The organism is Nitrincola tapanii (genome assembly GCF_008368715.1).
In the GTDB taxonomy this organism is placed as follows: domain Bacteria; phylum Pseudomonadota; class Gammaproteobacteria; order Pseudomonadales; family Balneatricaceae; genus Nitrincola; species Nitrincola tapanii.
Genome location: NZ_SMRS01000003.1, coordinates 96546 through 122549, shown reverse-complemented (window position 1 = coordinate 122549; position 26004 = coordinate 96546). Strand labels below are relative to the sequence as shown.

Sequence of the window (26004 nt, the reverse complement as noted above, 5' to 3'; positions counted from 1 at the left end):
GCCCGCCGGCAGTCAGTGTGAAATCGTTTTCTTAGGTTTCACCCTTTATTAACACGAATTTTGCACAACGCTTTCACCTCCCTCGCCTAAGCGCGAAGGTCCGGTTGGAGGTGAAGATGCACGCTAACCCAGAAACTACGGTAGTGTTTAGATCGTAGACACAAGGCATCCAAAATAAGCAAATTGGTTAGCGTTTCCTTCACCGCCGATAGAGATCACCGCTGTTCTACAGCGGATGAGCAGTTGTTTGCCGATCGCAGCAACTGATCAGAAGACTGGACACTGGTTACCCGATGCTTAGGCATTGCGGGGGTCTATGCGTTGTGTTTTTGAGAACACAACACAATGAAAAGAATGCTCATCAACGCCACCCAATCTGAAGAGGTGCGCGTCGCGTTAGTTGATGGCCAGCGTCTATTTGACCTGGACATGGAATCTGACAGCCGTGAACAGAAAAAAGCCAACATTTATAAAGGTCGCATCACTCGGGTTGAACCCAGCCTGGAAGCGGCCTTTGTTGATTATGGCGCTGAGCGTCATGGCTTCTTACCACTGAAAGAAATTTCCCGTGAGTACTTCGCCAAATCGCCTGAGCGTGGCCAACGCCCTAATATCCGCGAAGTGGTCAAAGAAGGTACTGAAGTCTTTGTACAGGTCGATAAAGAAGAGCGTGGAAACAAGGGTGCTGCCCTCACCACCTTTATCAGCCTGGCGGGTCGTTACCTGGTACTCATGCCGAACAATCCACGCGCTGGAGGCATCTCACGCCGTATTGAAGGCGATGATCGTACTCAATTAAAAGAAGCCCTGTCGGGAGTGAATGTTCCCGAGAACATGGGTGTCATTATTCGAACTGCGGGGATTGGGCGCAGCAGTGAAGAGTTGCAGTGGGATTTAGATTATCTGACCACGCTCTGGGAAGCGATTCAATCCGTCAGCGCCCGTCCAGCTCCTTTCTTGGTTTACCAAGAAAGCGGTGTCGTCATTCGCGCCATTCGTGACTATCTTCGCGCCGACATAGGTGAAGTGCTGATCGACAACCCACAAGTCTATGAGCAAGCCCTGACCTTCGTGCGTCAAGTGGTACCGACCTACGAAAATCGCGTCAAACTCTATAAAGAAGCCACCCCGCTCTTCAATCGCTTCCAGATTGAAAGCCAAATCGAAACCGCTTTTGAACGCGAAGTCCAACTGCCTTCGGGTGGGTCGATTGTGATTGATCCGACAGAGGCTCTGGTTTCTATCGACATCAACTCAGCACGCGCAACACGTGGCGGGGATATCGAAGAAACCGCTTTAAATACCAACCTTGAAGCCGCCGATGAAATTGCGCGTCAGCTACGTTTGCGTGATATTGGCGGCCTCATTGTCATCGACTTTATCGACATGACGCCGATTAAACATCAGCGTGAAGTTGAAAATCGCCTGCGTGATGCCCTGAAAATTGACCGCGCACGCGTACAGATGGGCCGTATTTCACGTTTTGGCCTACTGGAAATGTCACGTCAACGCCTGCGTCCTTCTTTAAGTGAAACGCGTGGCAGCGTCTGCCCACGCTGTAACGGTACGGGTATTATCCGCGATACCGGTTCACTGGCTTTGTCGATTATGCGTTTGATCGAAGAGGAGTCTGGCAAAGACCGTACCGCGCAGATACGTGCCATTCTGCCGGTCAGCGTAGCCACCTTCTTGCTCAACGAAAAACGTGCTGAAGTACATGCCATCGAGCAACGCAATGGCGTGCGTGTTGTGATTGTGCCGAATCCAAATATGGAAACGCCGCACTATGAAGTGGTTCGTTTACGTGATGACCACACAGTCACCACCACTGACAATTTGAGCTATAACCTGCCCACTCAACCTGAGCCACAGCAGCCTAACCCAGAAAATGGTCGCAGCAAGCCCGTCAAGCGTGAAGAAGCGGCGATAAAGAGCATCGCTCCACCAGCTCGCGCCATCACAGCTCAAGCCGAAGAGCCTACGCCCGCTCAGCCTGCCCACCCAACACCTACTGCGTCTCAAACACGCACCCCGGCGCCTTTTAAACAGCCAACTCCATCCTTGGCTAGCCGCGTCATTTCAACACTGCGTACGCTGTTTGCAGGCCCTGAAACTCCGGTGAATCCAAGCCCGGCAGCGCCTACGGCTCCCGAAACACGCGGCGAGGACAAACAACGCAAACCGCGCCAGGAGCGAGGGGGTGAGCGGCGACGCCCACAACAGCGTCGTGATCGTCGCCGTGATTCTCGTGAAGTGCGTGATGAGCGCGAAGATGAGATTATCACGATCGAGCCTGAGACCAGCCTCCCACCGATCGGCGAAAAAATCGCTGCTACAGCGGGCGAGGATGAAAACAACGGTCGCTCACGTCGTCGTCGCCGTAACAATGATCGCCGCCGCCAGGAAAAACCCGGTCAGGAAGCCTCTCAGGATCTGCCCGCAACTGAAACGACCGATGCCACTGAACTGGAAACCAGCCCACAAAATAACGACCAAGAACCGCGTGAGTCGCGTGGTCGGGGCCGCCGTCGCCGGGGCCAAGAACGTGTAGCCGCACGCAGCCTGGCACCCATCAGTGAAGCCAAGGCTGAAGAGAATCAGTCGCTCAGCACGACGACTGCAGAAGAGATAGAGGCAGAAATCACCGTTGCCGTGGAGCAAACTCCAGCCGCGCAAACGCTGCCTGGAGCCGCTTCCACTCTGCCTGAGCAGGTAATAACTGAAAGCCAGCCGCTGGATACAGCCGTTCGCGATACTGAGATCGATCTCCCCGAGGCACCTACCTCATTAACGGATATCGAAACAACAGCGCCTAGCACTGAAACTCAATCCGCTGCCGCGCAAACAAACGCCACGGCTGCAGTCGAAGCTGAGGAAGCCGTTGAACCCGAGATCAACAGCAGCCAAGCTCCCGCTCAAGAGGAGCTGGAGCTGAGCGCAGAATCCACTGTGGACAGCACGGCAGAAAGCCTACCGTCCACACCGATGCGGGCAACAGCTGATCAGGACACTGCCGCTCAGGCTGAGGTTGTGATTGAGCAGGAGCCTAGCAGCGCGTCTGAGCTGGTTCAGACTGATGCTGCAAGCATTGATAAAGACGCTGATCAAGAATCGGATGATCGCAATCAAGAGCACACGGAAGTTCGCACGCCTCAGACCACACAAGCTCAGTCTGAGCTGGCACTGGAATCGCCACAGGAAGTGGTTGCTGAAGTCCAAGCCCAAGAGGCTGAACCGATGATGGCAGAAGAAAACACGGAAGCTCGCCCTAAGCGCCGTGCCGCCAATGATCCTCGTGAGAAGCGTCGGCAGCAGGCCCGCTTAAGCGACTCCAATCAAGCTTAAGCGGTATAATAGACCTAGCCAATTTTGGCTCGGTCTTAGACAAATAAACCCTGGTCACCTCACGGTCACCAGGGTTTATTTTTTAGGCGGATATGTTGAGTTTTAGCAAGCTGGATTTGGTTTTAGTAGGCTGGATAGTTAAGCGGCTCCTGCTCCAACTCAACACCAAAACGCATCAACACATCCTTTTGTATCTCCGCAGCGAGCGCCAACAACTCCTCACGCCGCGCCTGTCCATAATGCACCAAGACCAAGGCCTGCTCTGTATGCACACCTACCTGCTCACGCCTTTTCCCCTTCCAACCACAGGCATCGATCAACCAGCCCGCGGCCAGCTTATATCCACCACTAGGTTCTGCATAAGCCACTAAATCGGGAAACTGCCTAAGCAACCGCTCATATTGACTGGCTGAGACGAGAGGGTTTTTGAAAAAGCTGCCGACATTGCCCAACACCTTAGGATCCGGAAGTTTAGCGCGCCTTAATCGACACACGGCTTCAAATACCTGCCAAGGGGTTGGAGACTGAGAGCCGCAAGCCTGCGCGAGCGCCTGATAACTGAGATCCACACAGGGACGACGCGAAAGCGTAAAGGTCACTGCCCAGATCCAGTAACGCCCAGGTTCAAGGGATTTAAAGCGACTCTCGCGATATGCAAAGGCACAGTCCGCAGGGGTAAGATCACACCAGTCACCGGTGTCGCGATCAAACGCTTGAATACTATGCACCCGATCCTTAAGCTCAACCCCATAAGCGCCTATATTTTGAATCGGTGCCGCACCGACCGTGCCCGGTATTAAGGCTAAATTCTCCAGGCCATAAAGTCCTTGCTGAAGACTTTTTTCTACACTGCTATGCCAAGACTCACCCGCCATCACTCGTAGCTGAATGATCTCGTCTTCTGCTTCAGACAACAACTCCCAGCCCTGAATGGCCATCTGCACAACCAAGCCCGGAATATGCTCGCCTAACACCAGGTTACTGCCACCGCCTAACAGCAGGACAGGTTGTGGATGCGCCTGAAGATAAGAGTGCAGCTGCGGCAGCTCTTCGACTTTGTCGACACGCACAAAACGTTCAGCCTGAGCCGCAAAGCCCAACGTATTCAGCGCACTCAGATCGACCCCTTCCTGAATAGACAAACTCACCCGTGTGCTTCCTGCGCCAGCCAAGCGGCCACTCTTTGTAAATCTTCAGGGGTATCCACACCTGCGGGAGGGATCTCATCGGCCTGCGCGACATGAATACGCACACCATTCCACAAGGCACGTAATTGCTCTAAGCATTCAGTCTCTTCAACCGCAGCGGGGGCCCAGGTCACAAACTCGTTTAACAAACGCACACGATAAGCATACAGCCCAATATGACGCTGCCAGTTAAATCCCTGTGGCATCTGTGTTTGCCCGTGCTGAGCAAACGCATCACGCGGCCAAGGAATCGCGGCACGACTAAAATACAGCGCCATCCCCTGACGATCCGACACCACTTTCACCACATTAGGATTCAATAAAGCCTCTATCTCTTCGATCGGTTCCGAGAGGGTCGCAATACCGGCCTCAGGAACCGCCATCAGGTTATGCGCGACTTGATTGATAATACGTGGTGGGATCAAAGGCTCATCGCCCTGAACATTAACCACGATATCATCCGCATAAAATCCCAACTGCTTAACTACTTCCTGCAAACGATCGGTGCCAGACGGATGCTCTGCACGCGTCATACACACCTCAGCACCAAAATCACGGGCAACCTGAGCGATACGCTCATCGTCTGTGGCAATGATGATACGCTGAGCATCACTCAAGCAGGCACGTTCATACACATGCTGCAACATAGGTTTACCGGCCAAATCGGCAAGCGGTTTACCTGGGAAACGGCTGGATGCATAACGTGCTGGAATGACAACGGAAAATGCCATACTCATTTTTCTTTCAAACGCTCTTCGCTGGTTAAGGTACGCGCCTCAGATTCCAATAACACAGGAATGTCATCACGAATCGGATAAGCCAAACCACTGCTGCGACAAATCAATTCATTGGCATCTCGATTCCACTCCAAGGGAGCTTTTGAGACAGGACAGACCAAAATATCAAGCAGTTTAGGATCCATATTCTTTTCCTTTCGCTAAAGAAGGTAATGAAGACAAACGCGCATTCAGCGCACTTAAAAATTCGTCAGGCAACTCCGCTTCCACAGCCAGATACCAAACATTGGGGTCGGCAAACTCTCGACACTTAATCGCATCTTTTGCCGTCATCACTAAAGTCATCTCTTTCTCACGCTGCAGATCGTCGGCTTGAAAGGGATGATGATCTGCAAAAATACGGGTCTGAAACGCCAAGCCTAAAGCCTTCAGCGTTTGAAAAAAACGCTCGGGGTTACCGATTCCAGCTAAGGCTAGCAAAGGCCCACGCCCATAGTGTTGGCACCAATGCGCCAGCTCGACGCGCGCGCCTGTTTGCAGGTGATAAAACGCAGAGGGCTTGAGCTGTAGGGTAAAACTGCCTGGCCAAGGATCAGCAGAAACGCCATTAATCAAACAGAAATCAACGCTCTTCAAGCGCTCAGCCGGCTCACGTAAAGGCCCCTCCGGCAGACAACGTGCATTTCCCAAACCGCGCTGCCCATCAATCACTGCGATTTCAATATCGCGATCCAAGGCATAATGTTGCATGCCATCATCACTGATCAAAATATCCACTTCGGCCTCAGCCAAAAGGTGGCGTGCTGCAGCCGGACGATCCGGATCGATGACTAAGGGCACCTGGGTCGTTTGTACGATTAATAAGGGCTCGTCTCCAGACGCCTCAGGACGTGAGTCGGGCTGCACACGGAAAGGAAAATGCGGTGGTTTGGCTTTATAACCCCGTGATATCACGCCCGGCCGCCAGCCTTGCTGACGCAAAAAATCGATCAAAGCCAAGACTACAGGCGTTTTTCCCGTGCCTCCAAGCGTAATATTACCGACCAATACCACCGGCACAGGGGCCTGCCAACGCCGCTCAGGATGTGCCAACCAAGTACGGCGGCGCCGAACCACGATGCTTTGATAAAGACTAGACAAGGGTCGCAGGCACTTTAACCAAGTTGATTTTTGATACCAGGCGGACTCAATACCACTCATCACAGCGCACTCATGGATTGGCTTCAAACTCAGCTTGCTGCTGCGTAGTGATACTCAAGCGGCTAAATCCCAATTGGCCCGCCACATCCATCGCCGTCACGACCGCTTGGTGGGGAGCCATCGCATCTGCGGTAATGATGAACGGCAACTCGCGTGAATCACCCGCAATTTTTTCCACTGCACGGCGCAGGGTCAGCGCTTGAGTATTGATGAGAACCTGATCATTGACACTATAGACACCATCCGCACTCACCGTAACATCGATGCGTTGCTGCACCGACTCGGCAGCTTCGGCACTGTCTGCTTCCGGCAGGGTCACTTGTAACTGTGTTTCACGCGTGAAGGTGGTGGTGATCATGAAAAAGATCAACAGCAAGAACACCACATCAATTAAAGGCGTGAGATTGACACTGAGCTCTTCGCGCTGGCTACGGGGAAACTTCACAGACACCCCCTTTTAGCTGAAATTAACATCACGCTCGCCATGCACCACTTCAACCAAGCGCACCGCTTCTTGCTCCATGACCAGGACAAGACTGTCCACACGACGCTGCAGATAACGATGCATCACCAATGTCGGAATCGCGATGGCAAGACCGGCTGCGGTGGTGATCAATGCCTCAGAAATACCGCCCGCCAGAACATTCGCATTACCCGTTCCTTGCAACATGATCGCTGAGAAAACACGAATCATACCAATTACTGTACCCAACAAACCGAGCAGAGGCGTAATAGCGGCGATGGTTCCGAGTGAGTTTAGATAGCGCTCCATTTCATGAACGACGGGAGCGGCCGCCTCTTGAATACTTTCCTTCATGATTTCTCGACCATGACGTGAGTTATTCAAACCGGCCACGATCAGCGCCCCCAGCGGACTACCCTCTCGAATACTGCGCAAACGCTCAGGTGTCATTTCACCGCTACGAATTAACTCCCAAACCTCTGCCAGCAACCCTTCCGGCAAAATACGACTAGAGCGTAAAAACCATAGACGCTCTAAACAGATCGCGAGCGCTGCAACCGAACAGGCCAGAATCGGGATCATTAACCAGCCGCCAGAACGAATCAACTCAAACACCGCTTATACCTCCTTTTTGCACGCGACAACTCTAGCATAGGCCGATATCGATAAGTAGCATCTGCTTTAGCGCCAAGTCCAATAGCGGCGATGTTTAAGACGTTCAGCATCAACTCGACAGTCGTTTTGGCTGGCACTTAAAGCAATTGCGCCCACCTCTGCTGTGTTCATCATCTGAACACCCTGATCGCTAAAACTCTGCACGACACTGGGTGCAGGATGCCCATAACGGTTACGGAATCCAGCCGTAAAAAATGCCCACTCAGGAGATAAGGCACGAATGAAAGCAGGCGAGGAGGATGTTTTACTGCCATGATGAGCCGCCACCAACCAAGTCACCGGCTGCAGTGTCCGGCTGCGGATCAGGTCATACTCAATGGCATGCGTGATATCACCTGTTAAGAGCAAAGCACAAGCTTGATTGCGGATTTCCAAGATACAGGAACGATCATTCTCACTCTCGGTGGCGCTGGGTGCCGTGGAGAGATAGCGAAATGCCACACCCGCGCTTTGCCAAGCGGGCAGTTGATGACAGTCACGAAACCCCTCTTCGAGTAGCGTCAGACTGCCCGAATCGGCTAGCTGATAGGTGAGTCTCTGACGCAAATCAAGCAAACCGCCGGAATGATCCAGGTCACGATGGCTGATGACCAAACGATCTAGGTTCTGAATATTTTGTGCCTGCAAAATCGGCCACACCACTTTTGCAAAGGCACTACCACTCGGATAATAACCTGGCCCTGTATCATAGAGCAGCACCTCATCCCGGGTTCTCACGAGCACCGCTAATCCCTGCCCGGCATCCAAAATCCAGACCGAGAAGTGTCCATATTTGGGCAAGCCTGCGGGCTGAAACAGCAACATCAGCATGATGAACAGCGGCAGAAGACACCAACGCCGTGGCAAGGGCAGTAAAAAATAGACGATGGTGGCACTGAGGCTAAATAGCGCCCAGTAGGTCGGTTTTTTCACGGACCAGGAAAGGCCTGAAAAAACCTCCAGACTCCAGTCCAACAGAGTCCAAAAACCCTCAATCACCGCAACCAGTGAGCTCTGCGCATAAGGCACTTCGATAAAAACGGCCAAGAGCCAAAACGGCAAACTCATCATCCAAATCGAAAATAATGGGACGGCCCAAAGATTGACCCACGGAGCCAGTAAGTTGAGTTGCTGAAACCAGAAAACACCCAAAGGCAACATCACCCAGAAAATTCCCCACTGACTCAACCAAAGCTGTTTAAACCAAGTGGTACCGAGTGGCTGACGTGTTTGTAGGATCCAAATCAATAAGGCCACAATGCTAAAGGAAAGCCAAAAACCGGCCTGCAATATCGCCAAGGGCTGCAGTGTCACCACCAGGCCTAACGCCCAACGCCAACGCCGCCAAGCAGAGATGGGCATCCAGGTCAGCTGTGCCAGCAAAAAGACAGCGGCCATCATCCAGGCGCGTTGCACAGGAATGCCCCAGCCTGATAAGGCGGCATAGATGGACGCCATGAGCAAAGCACAGATCGGTGGTAGATAACGACTCGCGTGCCGCCACGTCGGAGCGATCCAAAATAGGACCGCAAATACTCGCCCCAGCCCCCAACCGACGGCCACAGCCAAACTGATATGCAAACCACTGACGACCCAGAGATGAGCCGTCCCCGTTTGCTGCAACAGATTGCGGAGCGCGGGATCAAACTCACCACGCTCACCCAAGATGATCGCAGGTAACAGCTGCGCTGCAGGTGTATTGCTAAATCGCTGCTGGAGTTGATTCAACAGCTCTTGGCGCAATGCGGGCCAGAACCGATCCCCAGAGACCTGTTGCTCGATGCTTTCCACCCAACCTAAAGCATCGATCCCCTGTGCCAGACGCTCCCTTTCCAGATCACGCGCATAAGGATTACGTAGATCGCGCGTTGAACGCAGACGTAACCGGAGCTCGAGATGATCGCCTGCGAAGACCCTACCTTGAGCCGCATCGAGACTCACCTGAATACGCCGCAAAGAAGGTAAAGCGGGCTGTGCTGCCTCGACCTGATCTATTTTGAAAAGAAATCTCTGCCCTCGCCAAGTCGGCTCGGGTAAGGTTTCAACCCAACCGCTGATACGCATCGAGGGAACTTCAGCTTGACTCGATAATCTAAACTGCAATTGCCACTGCGCCCAAAGTAAGGCCCAAAGCACACCCAAGGCAAAGCAAACAAGAGGTTTGCGCCCACAGCGCCAATACGCAGCTCCCGCTAAGGGAAGTAGATAGAAGAGCGCATAGAAATTTGGAATAAACGCCAAAACGCTTATACCCAAAAGGTAGAAGATCATCCTTGATCCCTCTTTTTGGTGCCATTTCCGTAACGGACTAGAGTCTAGGTTGGTTTAATTTGGGCAAATCGGCATAATTTAACTTTTACACTCTTCAGTAGCCACATCACAGTAGCCCCATCATGCCGCGCAAATTTCTTAAACGATTTATGCCTGATCCCCACTGGGTACGCAACCATCCGCACTTACGTTGGTTAGGCGAACATTTACGTAATCCGAATCTTTGGCATCTTTCACACCGATCCGTATCCCTGGCATTTATGATCGGTATCTTTTGCGCGTTTTTGCCCATGCCTTTTCAGATGGTGGTCGCCGCTACGCTGGCGGTCTTAATTGGCTGCAATCTGCCCGTGTCCGTCGCCCTGGTCTGGATCTCAAACCCAGTGACCATGCCTGCGATGCTGTATTTCTCCTACCGCGTCGGCATTTGGATTCTCGGCACCGATCTGTCTACTCACCCGATGGAGTGGCATCTCGATACCCTATACAGCAACTTCAAAATGATCTGGCGTCCTCTCATTTTAGGTTCCGTCATCTGTGGTATGGTTGCGGGACTATTAGGTTCTCTCAGCATCCGCCTGTTGTGGCTGATCAGTGTACGGCGTACCTGGATACGCCGTGGCCGTGAACGTCTGAAACGTAAACAAAAACCCTCTCAGGATGTTTAGAAGCGGCAAGAAGTGAGCTGACCGTCAACCAGTTGCAAGGCACGATCCATACGCGCCGCCAATTGTAGATCGTGGGTGACGACAATAAACGCAATCCCAAAGCGCTTATTCAGATCATCCAAATATTGCTGCACTTCTTCTGCGGTATGACGATCCAAATTTCCGGTGGGTTCATCCATAAGCACACATGCGGGCCGTGTTACTAGGGCACGGGCGATCGCCACACGTTGGCGCTCCCCCCCACTGAGCTGGCCTGGTTTGTGCTCAGAGCGTGCGGCCAACCCCACCTTATCTAACAAATCACGTGCCGCGGCACGTGCAGTTTCGACCGCTTCACCACGAATCAAGAGTGGCATCGCGATATTCTCCAACGCCGAAAACTCATGCAACAGATGGTGAAATTGATACACAAACCCTAATCGCTCATTGCGCATTCGACAGCGCAATCCCTCAGAAACCTGATAAAGCGCTTCACCTTGTAACCAGACATCACCCTGATCAGGCTTATCCAAACCACCGAGAATGTTTAACAGCGTACTTTTTCCACTGCCAGAGCTGCCAACAATCGCTAAACGCTCAGCCGCAGCCACTTCGATACTCAGGTGATCAAGAATCACCAACTCACGCCCTGCTTCAGAATAAGCCTTACGCAAGCTTTGCGCTTTTAAAACGGAATTATTCATAACGCAGGGCCTCCGCAGGCTGGGTACGGGATGCTTTCCAAGCAGGATACAAGGTCGCAAAGAAACTAATGCCTAAGGCTGTGGTGATAATGGTCACCAGATCATTCACCTGTAACTGTGAGGGCAGATAACTGATGAAATACACCTCAGCGGAGAGGAATTGAATACCCAACAAACTCTCAATACCGGCCACCAGATCACTGACGGTGAGCGCCAAGACAATGCCAAGCAAAGTACCCAGTGTGGTGCCAATCAAACCTATCACCACCCCCTGTACCATAAAGATTCGCATAATCATGCCAGGCGTTGCACCCATCGTACGCAGAATCGCAATGTCTGCACGCTTATCTGTGACCACCATCACTAAGGTCGACACGATATTAAAAGCGGCCACAAACACGATTAAAAACAACAGAAGTGCAATCATACGCTTCTCTAATTGGATCGCCTGAAAGAGATTGCCATGCGTGCGTGTCCAGTCCGTCACCTGCAATGGCCGATTCAAATCCCGCGCCAAGGATCTGACCAGGGCCGGTGCCTGAAAGAGGTCGGTAAACTCCAAGCGAATGCCATCCACTTGACCGGGTAACATACGCTGTACACGTGCGGCATCTTCAATATGTACATACGCAAGGCTGGCATCCAACTCAGCGCCCACCGAAAAAATACCTGCCACGGTAAAGCGCTTTAGACGCGGCACAATCCCGGCGATACTAACGGATGCTTCGGGTAATACCAGGGTAATCTTATCGCCCACCTGAGCACCCAGATAGCGTGCTAACAGATCACCGAGAATGATGTTGTACTCACCCGCCACCAAAACCTCTAAACCACCCTCTTTAAAATGATCCTCGATGATGGAAACCCGCGCTTCATGGATCGGATCAATCCCGCTGAGCAGCACACCCTGCACATGACCGGCATAGGTCAACATGCCCTGGGCTTGTACAAAGGGCGCTGTCGCGATCACCTGTGGCGAAGCCTCCAGCTCGGCTGCCACTTCTTGCCATGACTCTAACTTCGCGCCATAAGGGCTGAGCGTGGCATGGGGGACCATACCGAGAATTCTCTGCCTGAGTTCACGATCAAAACCGTTCATCACGGATAAAACTAGGATTAAGGCCGCGACACCCAACATCAGTCCTAAAATAGAGACGAGAGAGATGAAGGAGATAAAATGATTGCCGCGCTTCGCTGCGGTATAACGCAGACCGACAAAAATCGAAAAAGGCTTAAACATGCGACTCCATTGCCCTTAGGGGCAAGCACTCAGGCTGACAGCAGAAAGGTGGGTTGGGTATACTCACGGTTAATCATTCTATCCCATAGACTCCAGGGTTAAAACCAGGTTCCGCATGAACGAATCCAGACGCAAACTTCTTCACCACTGCGCCACAGGCGTAGGTTTTGTATTCCTAATTTTCTGGTTCTACCTAGGACGTAAAACCGGAATTCTGGATCTGATCACTGAGCAAGCCCCCTCAGGCTATGAAGGTGCAGGTTTAATGCTCGGCATTATGTTGATGATGACTCCAGGCTTTTTCCTCTGGACACTGTGGACACGCTGGACAGAGAAACACTTGCAGATCAAAGGGCGCTATTACGAAGACGGGGTCTTTAAAGACCCCGTCAAACGCAAAAAAGAGTGATCTTTAGGGCTTAAAGATTGGCCACACGATTCAAGCCGGCAATCGCCGCAACACGATAAGCTTCCGCCATAGTTGGATAGTTAAAGGTGTTATTAACGAAGTACTTCAGCGTATTCGCTTCACCTTCCTGACGCATGATCGCTTGTCCGATATGGATAATTTCAGAGGCCTGATCACCAAAGCAGTGAATCCCCAGAATCGCAAAGGTCTCACGATGGAACAGAATCTTCAGCATGCCCACTGGCTCGCCTGAGATCTGTGCACGTGCCGTATCTTTGAAAAACGCCTGACCGACTTCGTAAGGGATACATTCACGCGTCAGCTCTTCTTCCGTTTTACCGACTGAGCTGATTTCAGGAATAGTATAGATCCCAGTAGGAACTTCATTGATGTAGCGGAAATCATCGGCGTTCAGAAGATCCGAAGCCGCCGCACGCCCTTGATCCAAGGCGGCTGAAGCCAAACTCGGCCACCCAATCACATCACCGACGGCATATACACCTTCGCAAGCCGTTTGATAATGCTCGTTCACTTCGATCTGGCCACGACTGTTTGCCGAGAGACCAATTTTTTCCAAACCCAAACCTTGAGTATTGCCAGTACGCCCTGCACACCAAAGGAAAGCATCGGCACGAATACGCTTTCCAGACTTGAACTCAATGGTGACACCTTTAGCATCCCCAATCACAGTTTTATATTCTTCGTTGTGACGGATCTTAACAGCGTTGTTACGCAGGTGGTAACTCAAAGAATCGGAGATCTCCGCATCCAGGAAAGACAGAAGACGATCACGATTATCAATCAGATCGACCTTGACACCCAAACCACTAAAAATAGACGCATACTCACAACCAATCACACCGGCACCGTAGATCACCATGGTACGGGGGGTATGGCTGAGTTTGAGAATAGAGTCTGAGTTGTAGATACGAGGATGTTTAAAATCAACATCCGCCGGGCACCAAGGACTCGAACCCGTCGCGATAATAAAGTGCTTGGCACGCAGAATCTCTTGATCAGAGGTTTCGTTGCGCACGCGTACAGCCCCCTTCTCAATGAACTCGGCAAAGCCAAAGAACACATCAATGCGATTGCGTGCATAAAAATTGGTTCGCAACATGACCTGGTTAGAGATCACCTTTTCTGCACGACGTAACACCTTAGGGAAAGAGAACCAACGCGGCTCGCCGATATCACGGAACATCGGGTTGGTGTTAAATTCAATGATCTGCTTGACCGAATGACGCAGCGCTTTAGACGGAATCGTACCCTTATGTGTACAGTTACCGCCCACCGTGTCCTGCTCTTCCACGACGGCAACACGCAGACCTTTCTTGGCCGCATTCATCGCAGCGCCTTCTCCGGCAGGACCACTTCCAATTACTACGACATCATAGTCATACTCAGCCATTGCTTTACCCTTTTATGATTATGCCGACATTTCAAAGCCAGACTTTTAAGCTTTGCCCTAGCCTAACCTGAGCCACCTAGGAATACCAATTAACCTTTAGATTTAACCTCATAGGCAAGATCGGTTGTTGCAGAGGCCGTCTTAGCATCACGATTCTTCTCCTGCACATCATCACAGATCTGCTTATCACCGCCACACACATCACATGCCTTTTCCATGCCGAGCGCACTCATGCCTCCACAAGAACCGGAGATCGGCTTACGCCCCATTAAAACACCCACTGACATGGCTAAAGTCAGAGCCAGCAAAACTGCTAAAGTAATAATAAATGTATCCATTTCCACCTCCTACAAACAAAAATGGCCGGTCACAAAGATCCGGCCATTTTAACAAAGAACACCTAAGACTGTACGGAATTAGCCGCCAAAATCATCCAACAGGATGTTTTCTTGTTCAACGCCCATGTCCAACAGCATTTTGATGACTGCCGAGTTCATCATTGGCGGTCCACACATGTAGTACTCGCAATCTTCAGGCGCTTCGTGCTCCTTCAGATAGTGCTCATACAAGACATTATGGATAAAGCCGGTGTACCCCGTCCAGTTATCTTCAGGCAGAGGATCAGACAAGGCCAAATGCCAAGTAAAGTTCGGATTCTCTGCAGCCAGCTGATCAAACTCTTCTACGTAGAAGGCTTCACGCAGTGAGCGTGCGCCGTACCAGAAGGTAATCTTACGTTTCGAGTTCAAACGCTTGAGCTGATCAAAGATGTGCGAACGCATCGGTGCCATACCCGCACCACCACCGATAAAGACCATTTCGTTCTCGGTATCACGCGCGAAGAACTCACCAAAGGGTCCATATACGGTAATCTTGTCACCTGGTTTCAGGTTAAACACATACGAAGACATGATACCCGGTGGCAGATCCGTACCCGGCGGGGGGGATGCGATACGAATGTTGAACTTCACCAGACCTTTCTCTTCTGGATAGTTCGCCATAGAGTAAGCACGGATGGTGGTTTCGTTCACTTTCGATACATAACGCCACATATCGAACTTATCCCAATCACCACGATATTCGGGCTGAATATCGAAGTCCTTGTAGTTCACAACGTGAGGCGGACACTCCAGCTGAACATAACCACCGGCGCGGAAATCAACGTTTTCACCTTCTGGCAGACGCAGCGTCAACTCTTTGATGAAGGTCGCAACGTTCGGGTTGGACTCAACCGTACATTCCCACTTCTTCACACCAAAGACATCGTCTTCAACGTGAATTTTCATATCCTGCTTCACAGCCACCTGGCAAGACAAACGCCAGCCTTCCTTGCCTTCACGCAGGGTGAAATGTGACTCTTCGGTGGGCAGCATAGAGCCACCGCCATCCAGAATCTGACATTTACACTGAGCACAAGTACCGCCGCCGCCACATGCCGATGCCAGAAAAACCCCCTGATCAGCCAGGGCGTTTAACAGCTTTCCACCTGCGGGAACTGTGATTGTTTTCTCCGGGTCACCATTGATCTCAATCGTGACATTACCGGAGCTGACTAATTTTGAGCGAGCTGCCAGGATCACCGCCACCAGTGCAAGCACCACGGCTGTGAACATGACAACGCCCAGAACAATTTCTGCATTCATCAGCTTATTCCACCTATATACGTTTCTGTCTCAGCGGATTAAAGCGATACGCCGGAGAAAGACATAAAGCCCAGGGACATCAAACCTACGATGATGAAGGTGATACCCAGACCACGCAGACCTGCCGGTACATCACTGTACTTGAGCTTCTCACGGATACCTGCCAGCGCCGCGATCGCCAAGGCCCAACCGATACCGGCTCCAGCACCATAGACTACGGATTCACCGAAGGTGTAATCACGCTCAACCATGAAGAGTGCGGCACCCATGATGGCACAGTTCACTGTGATCAGTGGCAGGAATACGCCCAAAGCGTTGTACAGAGCGGGTACAAATTTATCCAAGAACATTTCCAGGATCTGTACCAGAGCCGCGATAACACCGATGTAAGAGATAAAGCCCAAGAAGCTTAAATCCACATCTGGATAGCCGGCCCAGCTCAACGCACCTTCACGTAACAGATAGTTGTAGATGAGGTTGTTGACCGGAGTTGTGATCACCAACACCACAACTACGGCAATACCCAGACCAATCGCAGTCTGCACCTTCTTCGAGATCGCCAAGAAAGTACACATCCCGAGGAAGAAAGCCAGAGCCATGTTTTCAACGAAAATCGCTCTGACAGCAAGGCTAATATATTGTTCCATGACTTATACGCCCTCCTTACTGGTGTTAGGGGCAATCACAAACTCAGGTTTTTCGACCTGCTCAGGATACCAAGTACGAATCGCCCAGATCAGAATACCGATCAGGAAGAAGGCACTCGGCGGCAGTAGGAAAAGACCGTTGCTGTAATACCAACCACCATTCGTGACCAGAGGCAGGATCTCAATGCCGAACAGAGAGCCTGCACCAAACAACTCACGGAAGAAGGCAACAAAGAGCAATACCATACCGTAACCTAAACCGTTACCTACACCGTCAATGAAGCTCGGGATTGGCGGGTTCTTCATCGCAAAGGCTTCTGCACGCCCCAGGATGATACAGTTGGTAATGATCAAACCTACGAACACCGATAGCTGCTTAGACACGTCATAAGCCACCGCTTTCAAGATCTGATCGACGACGATTACCAAGGAAGCGATGATCGTCATCTGCACGATGATACGTATATTGCTTGGAATGTGACTGCGAATCACAGAAACAAACAAGTTAGAAAAGGCTGCTACCGCCACCACCGCCAGGGTCATGACCACGGCGTTGTTCATGTTGGTAGTGACCGCAAGTGCCGAACACACCCCCAATACCTGCAGAGCAATTGGGTTGTTCTTAAAAATCGGCGTAACAATAATTTCTTTAGTATTCGCCATGATTACACCTCCTCCGTCGCATCGACATCTGCGCTCAGAGCTTCAGAATCGTCCGCAGCGTCCAGGTCTTCATCTGACTCCAGCTCCACTTCAGCCTCTGCCGCTGCTCCTTGAGCCGCACGCAGATTTGCCACCAGTGGGCCAAAACCGGATTCACCCAACCAGAAACGGATCATGTTGGTGACGCCATTGGCAGTCAAGGTCGCACCGGCCAGACCATCAATACGGTACTCAGCACCTGCCAGAGAGGTATCAACAACACCCTTCACCACCTGCAAGCTAGGACGTGAGGTATCTTCACCCGCGTAGATGCGCTTACCCTGCCAAGACGCTTTCCAAGACGGGTTGTCAATCTCACCACCTAGGCCGGGTGTTTCTGCGTGCTCGTAGAAACCTAAACCGGCAACGGTGTTAAGATCCCCTTCCAGGGCCAAGAAGCCATACATGGTTGACCAAAGGCCATAACCATAAACAGGCAGAATCAACGTTTCGATAGCGCCTGATGCATCTTCCACCATGTAAACCGGCATGTAGCGCGGCTGACGTTTGATCGAAGCAATATCGGTGCGACGATCCAGCGCTGAAGACAGCGCTGGGTCACCCGCCGCACGGCGGAAATCTTCCGCTTCAGGACGGCCATCCACAAACTCACCGGTTTCCATATCTACGATACGGGTCGTGATCTGGCTGAAAAGCTCATCGACGCTCTTGCTTGGATCTGTGATGCCCGCAGCACGCAGGATGTTCGACTTACGGTCTTGATCCTGGTTGTACTGCTGCATCGGCTTGAGGAGCACGGCCGCCGCAGACACGACAACCGAGCAGATCACACAGAGAAGTAAGGCAACCGTGACGGTTTTGCCGATTGAATCGTTATTAGACGACATTACGCATCATCCTCCGTTTGATGTTCGCCTGGACAACAAAGTTGTCGATCAGAGGCGCAAACAGGTTTGCAAACAGAATGGCCAACATGATGCCTTCTGGGAACGCCGGATTCACCACACGAATCAGAATGGTCATCACACCGATCAGAGCACCGAAGATCCACTTACCGGTATTTGTCATAGAGGCAGATACAGGATCTGTCGCCATAAAGAACATACCGAAAGCAAAACCACCGATCACGAAGTGCCACCAGAAAGGCATAGCAAACAACGGATTGGTTTCAGAGCCGATCATGTTGAACAAGAGTGTCGTCGCAATACCCCCTAAGGCAACCCCAGCCACAATACGCCAAGCGGCAATGCGCGCCCAGAGCAACACCGCGCCACCAATCATAATGGCCAATGTCGAAACCTCACCCACGGAGCCCTGAATGGTGCCAACAAAGGCATCAAACCAGGTCACATTCGCCGCCAGAATGGCTTCTACACCACCCTGTGCCGCCAGACCCAGTGGCGTCGCCCCTGAGAAGCCGTCAACCGCAGTCCAGATAGCGTCACCGGAAATCTGTGCCGGATAAGCGAAATACAGGAAAGCTCGGCCTGTCAGCGCTGGGTTAAGGAAGTTTTTACCGGTTCCACCGAAAACCTCCTTACCGATCACCACACCGAAGGTGATACCCAAAGCCACCTGCCAAAGCGGAATGGTTGCAGGCAAAATCAGCGAGAAGAGAATAGAAGTAACAAAGAAACCTTCGTTCACTTCATGGCCACGCTTCATCGCAAACAGCACTTCCCAGAAACCACCGACAATAAAGGTCACAGCGTAAATGGGCACCCAGTAGACAGCACCATGAATGATGTTATCCCAGACGCTGTTAGCGTTATAGCTTGTCAGAGCGCTTAGGATAGCACCTCGCCAACCGGTTGCTTCCGTCAGCCCCAGATCAGCCATTGCGGTATTGGCTTGTAAACCAACACTGTAAAGGCCAAAGAATACAGCAGGGAAAGTACACATCCAGACCAGGATCATCATGCGCTTGAGGTCAACCGCATCACGAACATGGGCACCGGCGCGTGTTACCTGACCCGGGGTGTAAAAAATTGTATCAACGGCTTCATAGAGCGCGTACCATTTTTCGTACTTACCACCTTTATGAAAGTGGGGCTCCATTTTGTCCAGAACAGTTCGTAAACTCATGCCAGCCTCTCTTACGCCTCTTTCTCGATGCGCGTCAGGTTATCGCGAAGAATGGGGCCGTACTCATACTTACCTGGGCAGGCAAAAGTACAGAGTGCGAGATCCTCTTCATCCAACTCAAGACAACCCAGCTGCATAGCCAGAACAATATCACCTGTCGCCAGGGCGCGTAGCAGCTGCGTTGGCAGAATATCCAGTGGCATCAGTTCTTCGAACTGACCAACAGGAACCATTGCACGCTCGGAGCCATTGGTGGTCGTTGTGAAGTCAAAACGCTTGTTCGGTGAGAACTGGGATAGGAACATGTTCAGTACCGAGAACTTATTCGCACCCGGTGCCACCCAACCCATGAACTCACGCTGATCACCTTCCAACAACACCGTGATCTGATTCGCATAACGCGTCAGGAACGCCAGAGGGCCCTGTGCGGTTGCACCATTCCAAACTGAACCACTGATAATTCTGTTGTTGCCTTTACGCAAACGGCCAGCCGTTAGCTCAGTCAGGCAAGCACCATTACGCGTGCGCAACAGCAGTGGTTTTTCCACCTGTGGCCCAGCCAGAGCCACGACACGACTCGTCGGCAGAACACCGGTGGTAAACAGCTGTGCAATGGCGACAACGTCTTGATAACCGACGTACCAAACATTTTTAGTACGTGAAACAGGATCCAGAAAATGGATATGGGTACCCGGATTGCCTGCAGGGTGAGGACCGGCGAACTCTTCAACCTGAACACCTTCGGCACCCGCAATTTTGCTGCCAGCGGCTTTACACAGGAATACCTTGCCGTCGGTAAGTTTTTTCAGCAAGGATAAACCCTGAGCAAAATCAGCTTCCTGACCGGCCAGCACCACTTCAGGCTGAGCTGCCAAGGGGTTGGTATCAATAGCGGTAACAAAAATGGAGTGAGGCACAGTTCCGACATGAGGAACCTTGCTAAAAGGACGTGTACGTAACGCCGCCCAAAGACCTGAAGCCACCAGATTCTGCTGAACCTGCTCGCGTGTCAGACCTGCAAGCTGAGCCGCATCGTAACGAGCAAACTCTATTGCATCTTCTTGGTCATCCAGTTCAATGACAACAGACTGCAGAACACGGCGCTCACCACGGTTAATTTCTTTGATTACACCGGCACCCGGTGCGGTGTATTGCACACCTTCGTTCTTCTTGTCAGTAAAGATCACCTGACCGAGCTTGACACGGTCACCTACCTTCACAGCCATAGTAGGTTTCAGACCAACGTAGTCATTCCCTACTAGGGCAACCGTACGAACCTTAGGAGCATCCTGAATCGTCTGCTCGGGCTCACCGGTAATCGGTAGATCCAGACCCTTTTTGATCTTGATCATTCGCCTCACCCAATTTAACTGAAAACTTCGGAATTCCGTTTGAGTCATGCGCAAGAAGTTATTCAGCTACAGAGACAACAAGTTGTTGTTTTTAGTAACTGAGTAGCATTCTCACGAACCTACAAAATCCCACCCAAAAGCCCCGGTAGTATATCTGAAGGAGCTGTAGTTTTTCTACCAAACCTCTGATTTTAGGACTCCTTCTATAGTTGCATACGCCCGCACTCGAACGAGTTTTTAGCTATAACCAGATAATTTTCAGCTATAAAAAAAGGCGGCCTAAGCCACCTTTTTAACTTTCTGCGCGGTTTACACCGCCGGATTACTTACTTTTTTTAGGGTAAGCCGGCAGAGTGCATTTGCAGATATGCTGCGCCATACGAATCACCTGACAGCTGTAGCCGTATTCGTTGTCGTACCATACATAAAGTACACAACGGTTACCGTCTACGATCGTCGCCAAGGCATCCACAACACCTGCGGCACGCGAACCGACAAAGTCGGTGGAAACGGCTTCAGGTGAGTTGCTGTAATCCACCTGCTTCTGCAGATCTGAATGCAGAGCAATTTCACGCAGATAGTCATTCAACTCATCACGTGTTGTACCGGCTTTCAGATTCAGGTTGAGGATCGCCATCGAAACGTTCGGGGTTGGAACACGAATCGCATTCCCCGTCAGCTTACCTTCCAGTTCAGGCAGCGCTTTGGCAACAGCTTTAGCCGCACCTGTTTCGGTCAAAACCATGTTCAGCGCAGCAGCACGACCACGGCGACTACCCTTATGGTAGTTATCGATCAGGTTTTGGTCATTAGTGTAGGAATGAACCGTCTCAACGTGACCATTCTCAACACCGAACTTATCCTGCAGGGCCTTTAAGACCGGCACAATCGCATTCGTGGTGCAAGACGCAGCCGACAGAATCGTATCGTCATCAGCAATATCAAGATGGTTAACGCCCATCACGATATTTTTCATGTTTTTACCCGGCGCGGTCAGCAACGCACGTGCCGCACCCTTAGCCTGCAGATGACGCGCCATACCCTCAGCATCACGGAACATACCGGTGTTGTCGATCACCAGTGCGTTATTGATACCGTAGGCGGTGTAATCCACATCTTCCGGCTTATCCGCAAAGATCACCTGAATGGAGACACCGTTGGCAATGATGCACTGGTTCTCTTCATCAACCTGAATGGTACCGCGGAAAGAGCCATGGACCGAGTCACGGCGCAACAGACTGGCACGCTTCTCCAGATCATTTTCTGCCTTGCCTTTACGTACCACAATCGCGCGCAAACGTAGGCTGTGACCAATACCGGCACGATCCACCATCTGGCGCGCTAAGATACGACCGATACGACCAAAACCGTACAGCACGACGTCGGTTGGCTGACGACCATCCTGCTGACCCATTAAGTCCGCCAGCTCATCGGCCAGGAACTGTTTAAGATCACGTCCGGCCGCTTCACGACGGAATTTCATCGCCAGTTTGCCGATATCGATGTGAGCGTTGTAAACATCCAGCTCACTGACCACTTCCAATACTGGGAAGGTGTCGACGACAGACAACTCTTCGCTTTCCAGCTGACGCACAAAACGGTGCGCTTTGATAATGTCGATGACAGAACGCTTTACAACAACGCGTCCGTATACAGAAATTTCTACGTTACGCTCGCGGTACAAACGACCAATCAGCGGAATCATGGCTTCCGTGATAGATTCGCGCGCATTCCAGTCAGCTAGGATCAGTTCTTGACTCACAGTTCACTCCGAAATTGTCTAGGCTCAATTTGCGTCGCGGCATTATCCCTATTTCCCCTGCCGGGATCAAACCACTCTGTGTATACTTTGGTTCATTTTTGCAGAACCATGACAGCTCTTAAGGGGAACAGCTTTGCTTAATGCTTTTTCCATCTCTTTGCCCCAGCGTACAGGAGATACACGTCGTTTAGGCCAGGTACTCGGCAGTAGCGCAGGTTTAGTCGTCCAACAGCTCAGCCAACACTACTCACAAGGCCCCGTACTGCTTCTCTGTCGCGACAGCGAAAGTGCGTTGCGTTTATTTCAAGAGATCGAGTTTTTTGTCAGCGGCCAACTGCCCGTCACGCTTTTCCCAGACTGGGAAACCCTGCCTTATGATGCCTTTTCTCCTCATCAAGACATCATTTCACAGCGTATCGAAACCCTATACCGACTGCCCAGTCTACAACGTGGCATCCTGATCGCCCCGGTGGCGACGCTGATGCAACGCCTGGCCCCCAAACAATTTATTGCCGCGCACAGCCTCACCCTGGATAAAGGCCAAACCCTGAATCCAGAACGCTTGCGAGCACAACTGGTAGATGCCGGTTACCAGGCCGTGAACACCGTGTATGAACATGGTGAGTTTGCGATTCGCGGCTCGATTATCGACATCTTCCCGATGGGCAGCCCACATCCCTATCGCATCGATCTGTTCGACGATGAGATCGACTCGCTGCGGAGTTTTGAACCCGAGAGTCAGCGCTCTCAAGAGGCCTTAGAATCGATTCGTCTGCTACCCGCCAAGGAGTTTCCGTTTAATGCCGAAGCCATACGTCATTTTAAGCAACACTGGCGCGAACGCTTTGATGTGGACTTTAATCTCTGCCCGATTTATCGCGATGTCGCCGATGGCTTGAGTCCAGCGGGGATCGAATACTATCTACCTTTGTTTTTCGATGAACTGGCCAGCCTGTTTGACTATTTGCCTGAGAATACGTTGATCGCCGAGATGGAAGGCACTCTGGAGGCCGCTCAACATTTCTTCCAGGACGTGGCGGAGCGCTATGAAGAGCGTCGTTACGATCGGCGGCGTCCACTGTTAGCGCCAGAGGATCTTTATCTCAAGCCTGATGATCTGTTTGCACGCTTAAAGGCCTATGCTCGCTTACGTCTGAGTGAGGCTACACAAGAGATCAAACCCGGGCGAGACAACCTCCCTTGCGTACAGCCCGCCGACATTAGCAGCGATCCCGGCAGCGAAGATCCTTTGTCACGCCTGCGCCACCTCAGTGCGAATGACTCAGCTCCGATTTTAATCTGTGCCGAATCGGCGGGGCGGCGTGAAGCCCTGCTGACCTTATTGCGCAAGAGCCAACTTCAGGCGGTTGAGATCAAGGATTGGGCAAGTTTTAGCGCACAGCCTATGCCTCTGGCTTTAACAGTTGCCCCGCTGGAGCGCGGTTTCTCCATGCCGGGCCAAGTGCATCTGATTACCGAAACACAGCTGTTTGGACGCCAAGTGTTTCAGCGCCGTCGTCGTCAGCGCGAGCAGGATCAAGCAGATCAATCCATACGCCATCTGTCTGAACTTACCGAGGGTGCACCTGTCGTTCACATCGATCACGGTGTGGGGCGCTATCAAGGCCTGCAAAGCCTGAGCGTGGATGGCCAGACCAATGAATTTTTAACCCTCGCCTACGCTAATGATGCCAAGCTGTATGTCCCTGTATCTTCGCTGCATCTGATCAGTCGCTACACCGGCGCAAGTGATGAACTCGCTCCGTTGCATCGTTTAGGCACCGAACAATGGAGCAAAGCACGGCGCAAAGCCGCCGAAAAGGTACGCGATACCGCTGCCGAACTGCTGGATATTTATGCACGTCGAGCGGCACGCCAAGGTTTTGCCTTTACCTATCCGGAAGAGGATTATGCGCGCTTTGCCGCGCACTTCCCGTTTGAAGAAACGCCGGATCAAGCCAGCGCCATCGAGGCAGTAGTGCGCGATATGCGCAGCCCGCAGCCGATGGATCGCCTGGTCTGCGGTGATGTCGGCTTTGGTAAAACCGAGGTCGCCATGCGCGCCGCATTTGTCGCCGCACAATCCGGCAAGCAGGTTGCGGTACTGGTACCCACGACTCTGCTGGCTCAACAGCATTACGAAAATTTCTGCGACCGTTTTGCCGATTGGCCTGTGAATGTCGAACTGATCTCACGCTTTCGAAGCGCCAAGCAACAACAGGTGATTGCCGATCAGCTAGAAGCTGGACAAGTGGATATTCTGATAGGTACCCACAAACTACTACAGGGCACGCTGCGCTTCAAAAATCTGGGCTTGTTGATCATCGATGAAGAGCATCGTTTCGGTGTTCAGCAGAAAGAGAAGATTAAACAGCTGCGTGCCGAGATCGACATTCTTACCATGACGGCCACCCCCATCCCACGCACACTGAACATGGCCATGTCGGGGATGCGCGATCTCTCCATTATCGCCACCCCACCGGCCCGACGTCTGTCAGTGAAAACCTTCGTGCGCGAAGCCGACGACGCCATGATCAAAGAGGCGATCCTGCGTGAGTTGCTGCGTGGCGGCCAGGTGTATTACCTGCATAACGAAGTCAAAACTATTGAGAAAAAAGCCGCTGAAATTGATGCCCTGGTGCCGGAAGCACGTGTCGTCATCGGCCATGGCCAGATGCGTGAACGCGAACTGGAACAGGTGATGAGCGACTTCTACCACAAACGTTTTAATGTCCTAGTATGTACCACCATCATCGAGACGGGGATCGACATCCCCAATGCCAACACCATCATTATTGATCGTGCTGACAAGTTCGGGCTTGCCCAGCTGCATCAGCTAAGGGGCCGTGTCGGTCGCTCACATCATCAAGCCTACGCCTACCTGCTCACACCGGATGTGCGCAATATGACGGATGACGCACAAAAGCGCTTGGAGGCAATCAGTCAGGCCAACACGTTGGGCGCCGGCTTCACTCTGGCCAGCCACGACCTAGAGATACGCGGGGCTGGCGAGCTGCTGGGCGAAGAGCAGAGTGGACAGATGCAAAGCATCGGATTTGGTCTCTATATGGAGATGCTGGAACAAGCCGTGACCGCGATACGTGAAGGTAAAACTCCCGATCTAGATAAGCCTCTCCAGCATGGCTGCGAGATTAACCTGAATCTTTCAGCGTTGATTCCAGAGGAGTATCTACCGGATGTTCATAACCGCTTGATGCTCTACAAACGCATCTCCAATGCGCGCTCGATCGCACAGCTGGATGATATTCAGGTCGAGATGATTGACCGGTTTGGCCTACTCCCGGAACCGACAAAAAACCTCTTGCGCCTAACACAGCTAAAACTACGTGCCGAAGCGCTCGGGGCGGTGAAGTTGGAAGCGAACGCACGCGGCGGCAAGCTTGAGTTTGCCGAGCAGCCCAAAATTGAGCCGATCAAAATCATCCAGATGATTCAACGCCAGCCCAAGGTGTTCCGCCCAGAGGGCAGCAACACGCTGCGCTTCACGTTGGAGATGGGCAATATCGAAACGCGCTTCCAACGCCTAGAGGAGCTGTTCAGCCATCTGGAAAGCTAAACCGCAG

22 protein-coding genes are annotated in these 26004 nt (G+C 51.9%); 4 read left to right on the top strand and 18 right to left on the bottom strand.

Features of this window, described 5'->3' with window-relative positions; genetic code table 11:
• The first annotated feature begins 345 nt into the window (after window positions 1-345).
• On the top strand, window positions 346-3345 hold the full coding sequence (rne, locus tag E1H14_RS04945) for a ribonuclease E (RefSeq protein ID WP_235017385.1): 3000 nt from the start codon (window positions 346-348) through the stop codon (window positions 3343-3345).
• A 122-nt stretch (window positions 3346-3467) separates the two neighbouring features.
• Here the strand turns inward: rne and murB are convergent, their stop codons facing one another.
• The 7 genes from murB to E1H14_RS04910 all read right to left on the bottom strand — a co-directional run bounded on the left by murB (window position 3468) and on the right by E1H14_RS04910 (window position 9857).
• Window positions 3468-4493 carry a UDP-N-acetylmuramate dehydrogenase gene (gene murB, locus E1H14_RS04940; protein WP_149390351.1) on the bottom strand — a complete coding sequence of 342 codons (1026 nt, stop codon included), beginning with the start codon at window positions 4491-4493 and terminating at the stop codon, window positions 3468-3470.
• Window positions 4490-5263, bottom strand: coding sequence for a 3-deoxy-manno-octulosonate cytidylyltransferase (gene kdsB, locus E1H14_RS04935; protein ID WP_200834038.1), 774 nt, complete (start codon window positions 5261-5263; stop codon window positions 4490-4492). The genes murB and kdsB overlap by 4 nt, the downstream gene beginning before the upstream one ends.
• 2 nt (window positions 5264-5265) lie before the next feature.
• Entirely contained in the window at window positions 5266-5454 is a 189-nt protein-coding gene (locus E1H14_RS04930) for a Trm112 family protein (protein ID WP_149390349.1), read from the bottom strand.
• The gene (gene lpxK / locus E1H14_RS04925; protein ID WP_149390348.1) at window positions 5444-6469 is read right to left on the bottom strand and encodes a tetraacyldisaccharide 4'-kinase; all 1026 of its coding nucleotides are present in this window, start codon (window positions 6467-6469) and stop codon (window positions 5444-5446) included. The genes E1H14_RS04930 and lpxK overlap by 11 nt, the downstream gene beginning before the upstream one ends.
• A gap of 10 nt (window positions 6470-6479) precedes the next feature.
• Window positions 6480-6914, bottom strand: coding sequence for an ExbD/TolR family protein (locus E1H14_RS04920; RefSeq protein WP_149390347.1), 435 nt, complete (start codon window positions 6912-6914; stop codon window positions 6480-6482).
• Between the two features lie 12 nt (window positions 6915-6926).
• Window positions 6927-7547 carry a MotA/TolQ/ExbB proton channel family protein gene (locus tag E1H14_RS04915; RefSeq protein WP_149390346.1) on the bottom strand — a complete coding sequence of 207 codons (621 nt, stop codon included), beginning with the start codon at window positions 7545-7547 and terminating at the stop codon, window positions 6927-6929.
• Between the two features lie 66 nt (window positions 7548-7613).
• On the bottom strand, window positions 7614-9857 hold the full coding sequence (locus E1H14_RS04910; protein WP_149390345.1) for a DNA internalization-related competence protein ComEC/Rec2: 2244 nt from the start codon (window positions 9855-9857) through the stop codon (window positions 7614-7616).
• Between the two features lie 122 nt (window positions 9858-9979).
• Between E1H14_RS04910 and E1H14_RS04905 the strand changes: the two genes are divergently transcribed.
• Window positions 9980-10525: a DUF2062 domain-containing protein gene (locus E1H14_RS04905; RefSeq protein WP_149390344.1), complete on the top strand. Its 546-nt coding sequence runs from the start codon at window positions 9980-9982 to the stop codon at window positions 10523-10525.
• Here the strand turns inward: E1H14_RS04905 and E1H14_RS04900 are convergent.
• Window positions 10522-11208, bottom strand: coding sequence for an ABC transporter ATP-binding protein (locus tag E1H14_RS04900; protein WP_149390343.1), 687 nt, complete (start codon window positions 11206-11208; stop codon window positions 10522-10524). The two genes, E1H14_RS04905 and E1H14_RS04900, sit on opposite strands and share 4 nt — an antisense overlap.
• A complete protein-coding gene (locus tag E1H14_RS04895) occupies window positions 11201-12448 on the bottom strand; it encodes a lipoprotein-releasing ABC transporter permease subunit (RefSeq protein WP_149390342.1) in 1248 nt (415 codons plus the stop codon). The genes E1H14_RS04900 and E1H14_RS04895 overlap by 8 nt, the downstream gene beginning before the upstream one ends.
• A 115-nt stretch (window positions 12449-12563) precedes the next feature.
• Between E1H14_RS04895 and E1H14_RS04890 the strand changes: the two genes are divergently transcribed.
• On the top strand, window positions 12564-12857 hold the full coding sequence (locus tag E1H14_RS04890) for a hypothetical protein (protein ID WP_149390341.1): 294 nt from the start codon (window positions 12564-12566) through the stop codon (window positions 12855-12857).
• Window positions 12858-12867: 10 nt separating this feature from the next.
• Here the strand turns inward: E1H14_RS04890 and sthA are convergent, their stop codons facing one another.
• From sthA to E1H14_RS04845, 9 genes are all read right to left on the bottom strand, one after another.
• Window positions 12868-14268 (bottom strand): Si-specific NAD(P)(+) transhydrogenase, encoded by a 1401-nt coding sequence (sthA, locus tag E1H14_RS04885; protein ID WP_149390340.1) that lies wholly within the window; start codon window positions 14266-14268, stop codon window positions 12868-12870.
• A gap of 89 nt (window positions 14269-14357) precedes the next feature.
• Window positions 14358-14606: a (Na+)-NQR maturation NqrM gene (nqrM, locus tag E1H14_RS04880; RefSeq protein ID WP_149390339.1), complete on the bottom strand. Its 249-nt coding sequence runs from the start codon at window positions 14604-14606 to the stop codon at window positions 14358-14360.
• A 78-nt stretch (window positions 14607-14684) separates the two neighbouring features.
• The gene (nqrF, locus tag E1H14_RS04875; RefSeq protein WP_149390338.1) at window positions 14685-15911 is read right to left on the bottom strand and encodes an NADH:ubiquinone reductase (Na(+)-transporting) subunit F; all 1227 of its coding nucleotides are present in this window, start codon (window positions 15909-15911) and stop codon (window positions 14685-14687) included.
• A 38-nt stretch (window positions 15912-15949) separates the two neighbouring features.
• On the bottom strand, window positions 15950-16558 hold the full coding sequence (nqrE, locus tag E1H14_RS04870) for an NADH:ubiquinone reductase (Na(+)-transporting) subunit E (RefSeq protein ID WP_149390337.1): 609 nt from the start codon (window positions 16556-16558) through the stop codon (window positions 15950-15952).
• Between the two features lie 3 nt (window positions 16559-16561).
• A complete protein-coding gene (locus E1H14_RS04865) occupies window positions 16562-17221 on the bottom strand; it encodes an NADH:ubiquinone reductase (Na(+)-transporting) subunit D (RefSeq protein ID WP_149390336.1) in 660 nt (219 codons plus the stop codon).
• Window positions 17222-17223: 2 nt separating this feature from the next.
• Window positions 17224-18108 carry a Na(+)-translocating NADH-quinone reductase subunit C gene (locus E1H14_RS04860; RefSeq protein WP_149390335.1) on the bottom strand — a complete coding sequence of 295 codons (885 nt, stop codon included), beginning with the start codon at window positions 18106-18108 and terminating at the stop codon, window positions 17224-17226.
• On the bottom strand, window positions 18098-19306 hold the full coding sequence (locus E1H14_RS04855) for an NADH:ubiquinone reductase (Na(+)-transporting) subunit B (protein ID WP_149390334.1): 1209 nt from the start codon (window positions 19304-19306) through the stop codon (window positions 18098-18100). Before E1H14_RS04855 ends, E1H14_RS04860 begins: the two co-directional genes overlap by 11 nt.
• 11 nt (window positions 19307-19317) lie before the next feature.
• Window positions 19318-20658, bottom strand: a complete 1341-nt coding sequence (locus E1H14_RS04850; protein ID WP_149390333.1) for a Na(+)-translocating NADH-quinone reductase subunit A — start codon at window positions 20656-20658, stop codon at window positions 19318-19320.
• A 322-nt stretch (window positions 20659-20980) separates the two neighbouring features.
• On the bottom strand, window positions 20981-22420 hold the full coding sequence (locus E1H14_RS04845; protein ID WP_149390332.1) for a glyceraldehyde-3-phosphate dehydrogenase: 1440 nt from the start codon (window positions 22418-22420) through the stop codon (window positions 20981-20983).
• Between the two features lie 133 nt (window positions 22421-22553).
• Here E1H14_RS04845 and mfd point away from each other — a divergent pair, with 133 nt between their 5' ends.
• On the top strand, window positions 22554-25997 hold the full coding sequence (gene mfd / locus E1H14_RS04840; RefSeq protein WP_235017384.1) for a transcription-repair coupling factor: 3444 nt from the start codon (window positions 22554-22556) through the stop codon (window positions 25995-25997).
• Window positions 25998-26004: the final 7 nt, after the last annotated feature.

Coding starts and splice junctions, on each gene's coding strand:
- nqrE (WP_149390337.1), bottom strand. CDS start 16,558: ATGGAACAATATATTAGCCTTGCTGTCAGAGCGATTTTCGTTGAAAAC.
- E1H14_RS04890 (WP_149390341.1), top strand. CDS start 12,564: ATGAACGAATCCAGACGCAAACTTCTTCACCACTGCGCCACAGGCGTA.
- E1H14_RS04905 (WP_149390344.1), top strand. CDS start 9,980: ATGCCGCGCAAATTTCTTAAACGATTTATGCCTGATCCCCACTGGGTA.
- E1H14_RS04910 (WP_149390345.1), bottom strand. CDS start 9,857: ATGATCTTCTACCTTTTGGGTATAAGCGTTTTGGCGTTTATTCCAAAT.
- E1H14_RS04850 (WP_149390333.1), bottom strand. CDS start 20,658: ATGATCAAGATCAAAAAGGGTCTGGATCTACCGATTACCGGTGAGCCC.
- kdsB (WP_200834038.1), bottom strand. CDS start 5,263: ATGGCATTTTCCGTTGTCATTCCAGCACGTTATGCATCCAGCCGTTTC.
- sthA (WP_149390340.1), bottom strand. CDS start 14,268: ATGGCTGAGTATGACTATGATGTCGTAGTAATTGGAAGTGGTCCTGCC.
- E1H14_RS04865 (WP_149390336.1), bottom strand. CDS start 17,221: ATGGCGAATACTAAAGAAATTATTGTTACGCCGATTTTTAAGAACAAC.
- E1H14_RS04855 (WP_149390334.1), bottom strand. CDS start 19,306: ATGAGTTTACGAACTGTTCTGGACAAAATGGAGCCCCACTTTCATAAA.
- rne (WP_235017385.1), top strand. CDS start 346: ATGAAAAGAATGCTCATCAACGCCACCCAATCTGAAGAGGTGCGCGTC.
- E1H14_RS04900 (WP_149390343.1), bottom strand. CDS start 11,208: ATGAATAATTCCGTTTTAAAAGCGCAAAGCTTGCGTAAGGCTTATTCT.
- nqrF (WP_149390338.1), bottom strand. CDS start 15,911: ATGAATGCAGAAATTGTTCTGGGCGTTGTCATGTTCACAGCCGTGGTG.
- E1H14_RS04860 (WP_149390335.1), bottom strand. CDS start 18,108: ATGTCGTCTAATAACGATTCAATCGGCAAAACCGTCACGGTTGCCTTA.
- nqrM (WP_149390339.1), bottom strand. CDS start 14,606: ATGGATACATTTATTATTACTTTAGCAGTTTTGCTGGCTCTGACTTTA.
- lpxK (WP_149390348.1), bottom strand. CDS start 6,469: ATGAGTGGTATTGAGTCCGCCTGGTATCAAAAATCAACTTGGTTAAAG.
- E1H14_RS04895 (WP_149390342.1), bottom strand. CDS start 12,448: ATGTTTAAGCCTTTTTCGATTTTTGTCGGTCTGCGTTATACCGCAGCG.
- E1H14_RS04930 (WP_149390349.1), bottom strand. CDS start 5,454: ATGGATCCTAAACTGCTTGATATTTTGGTCTGTCCTGTCTCAAAAGCT.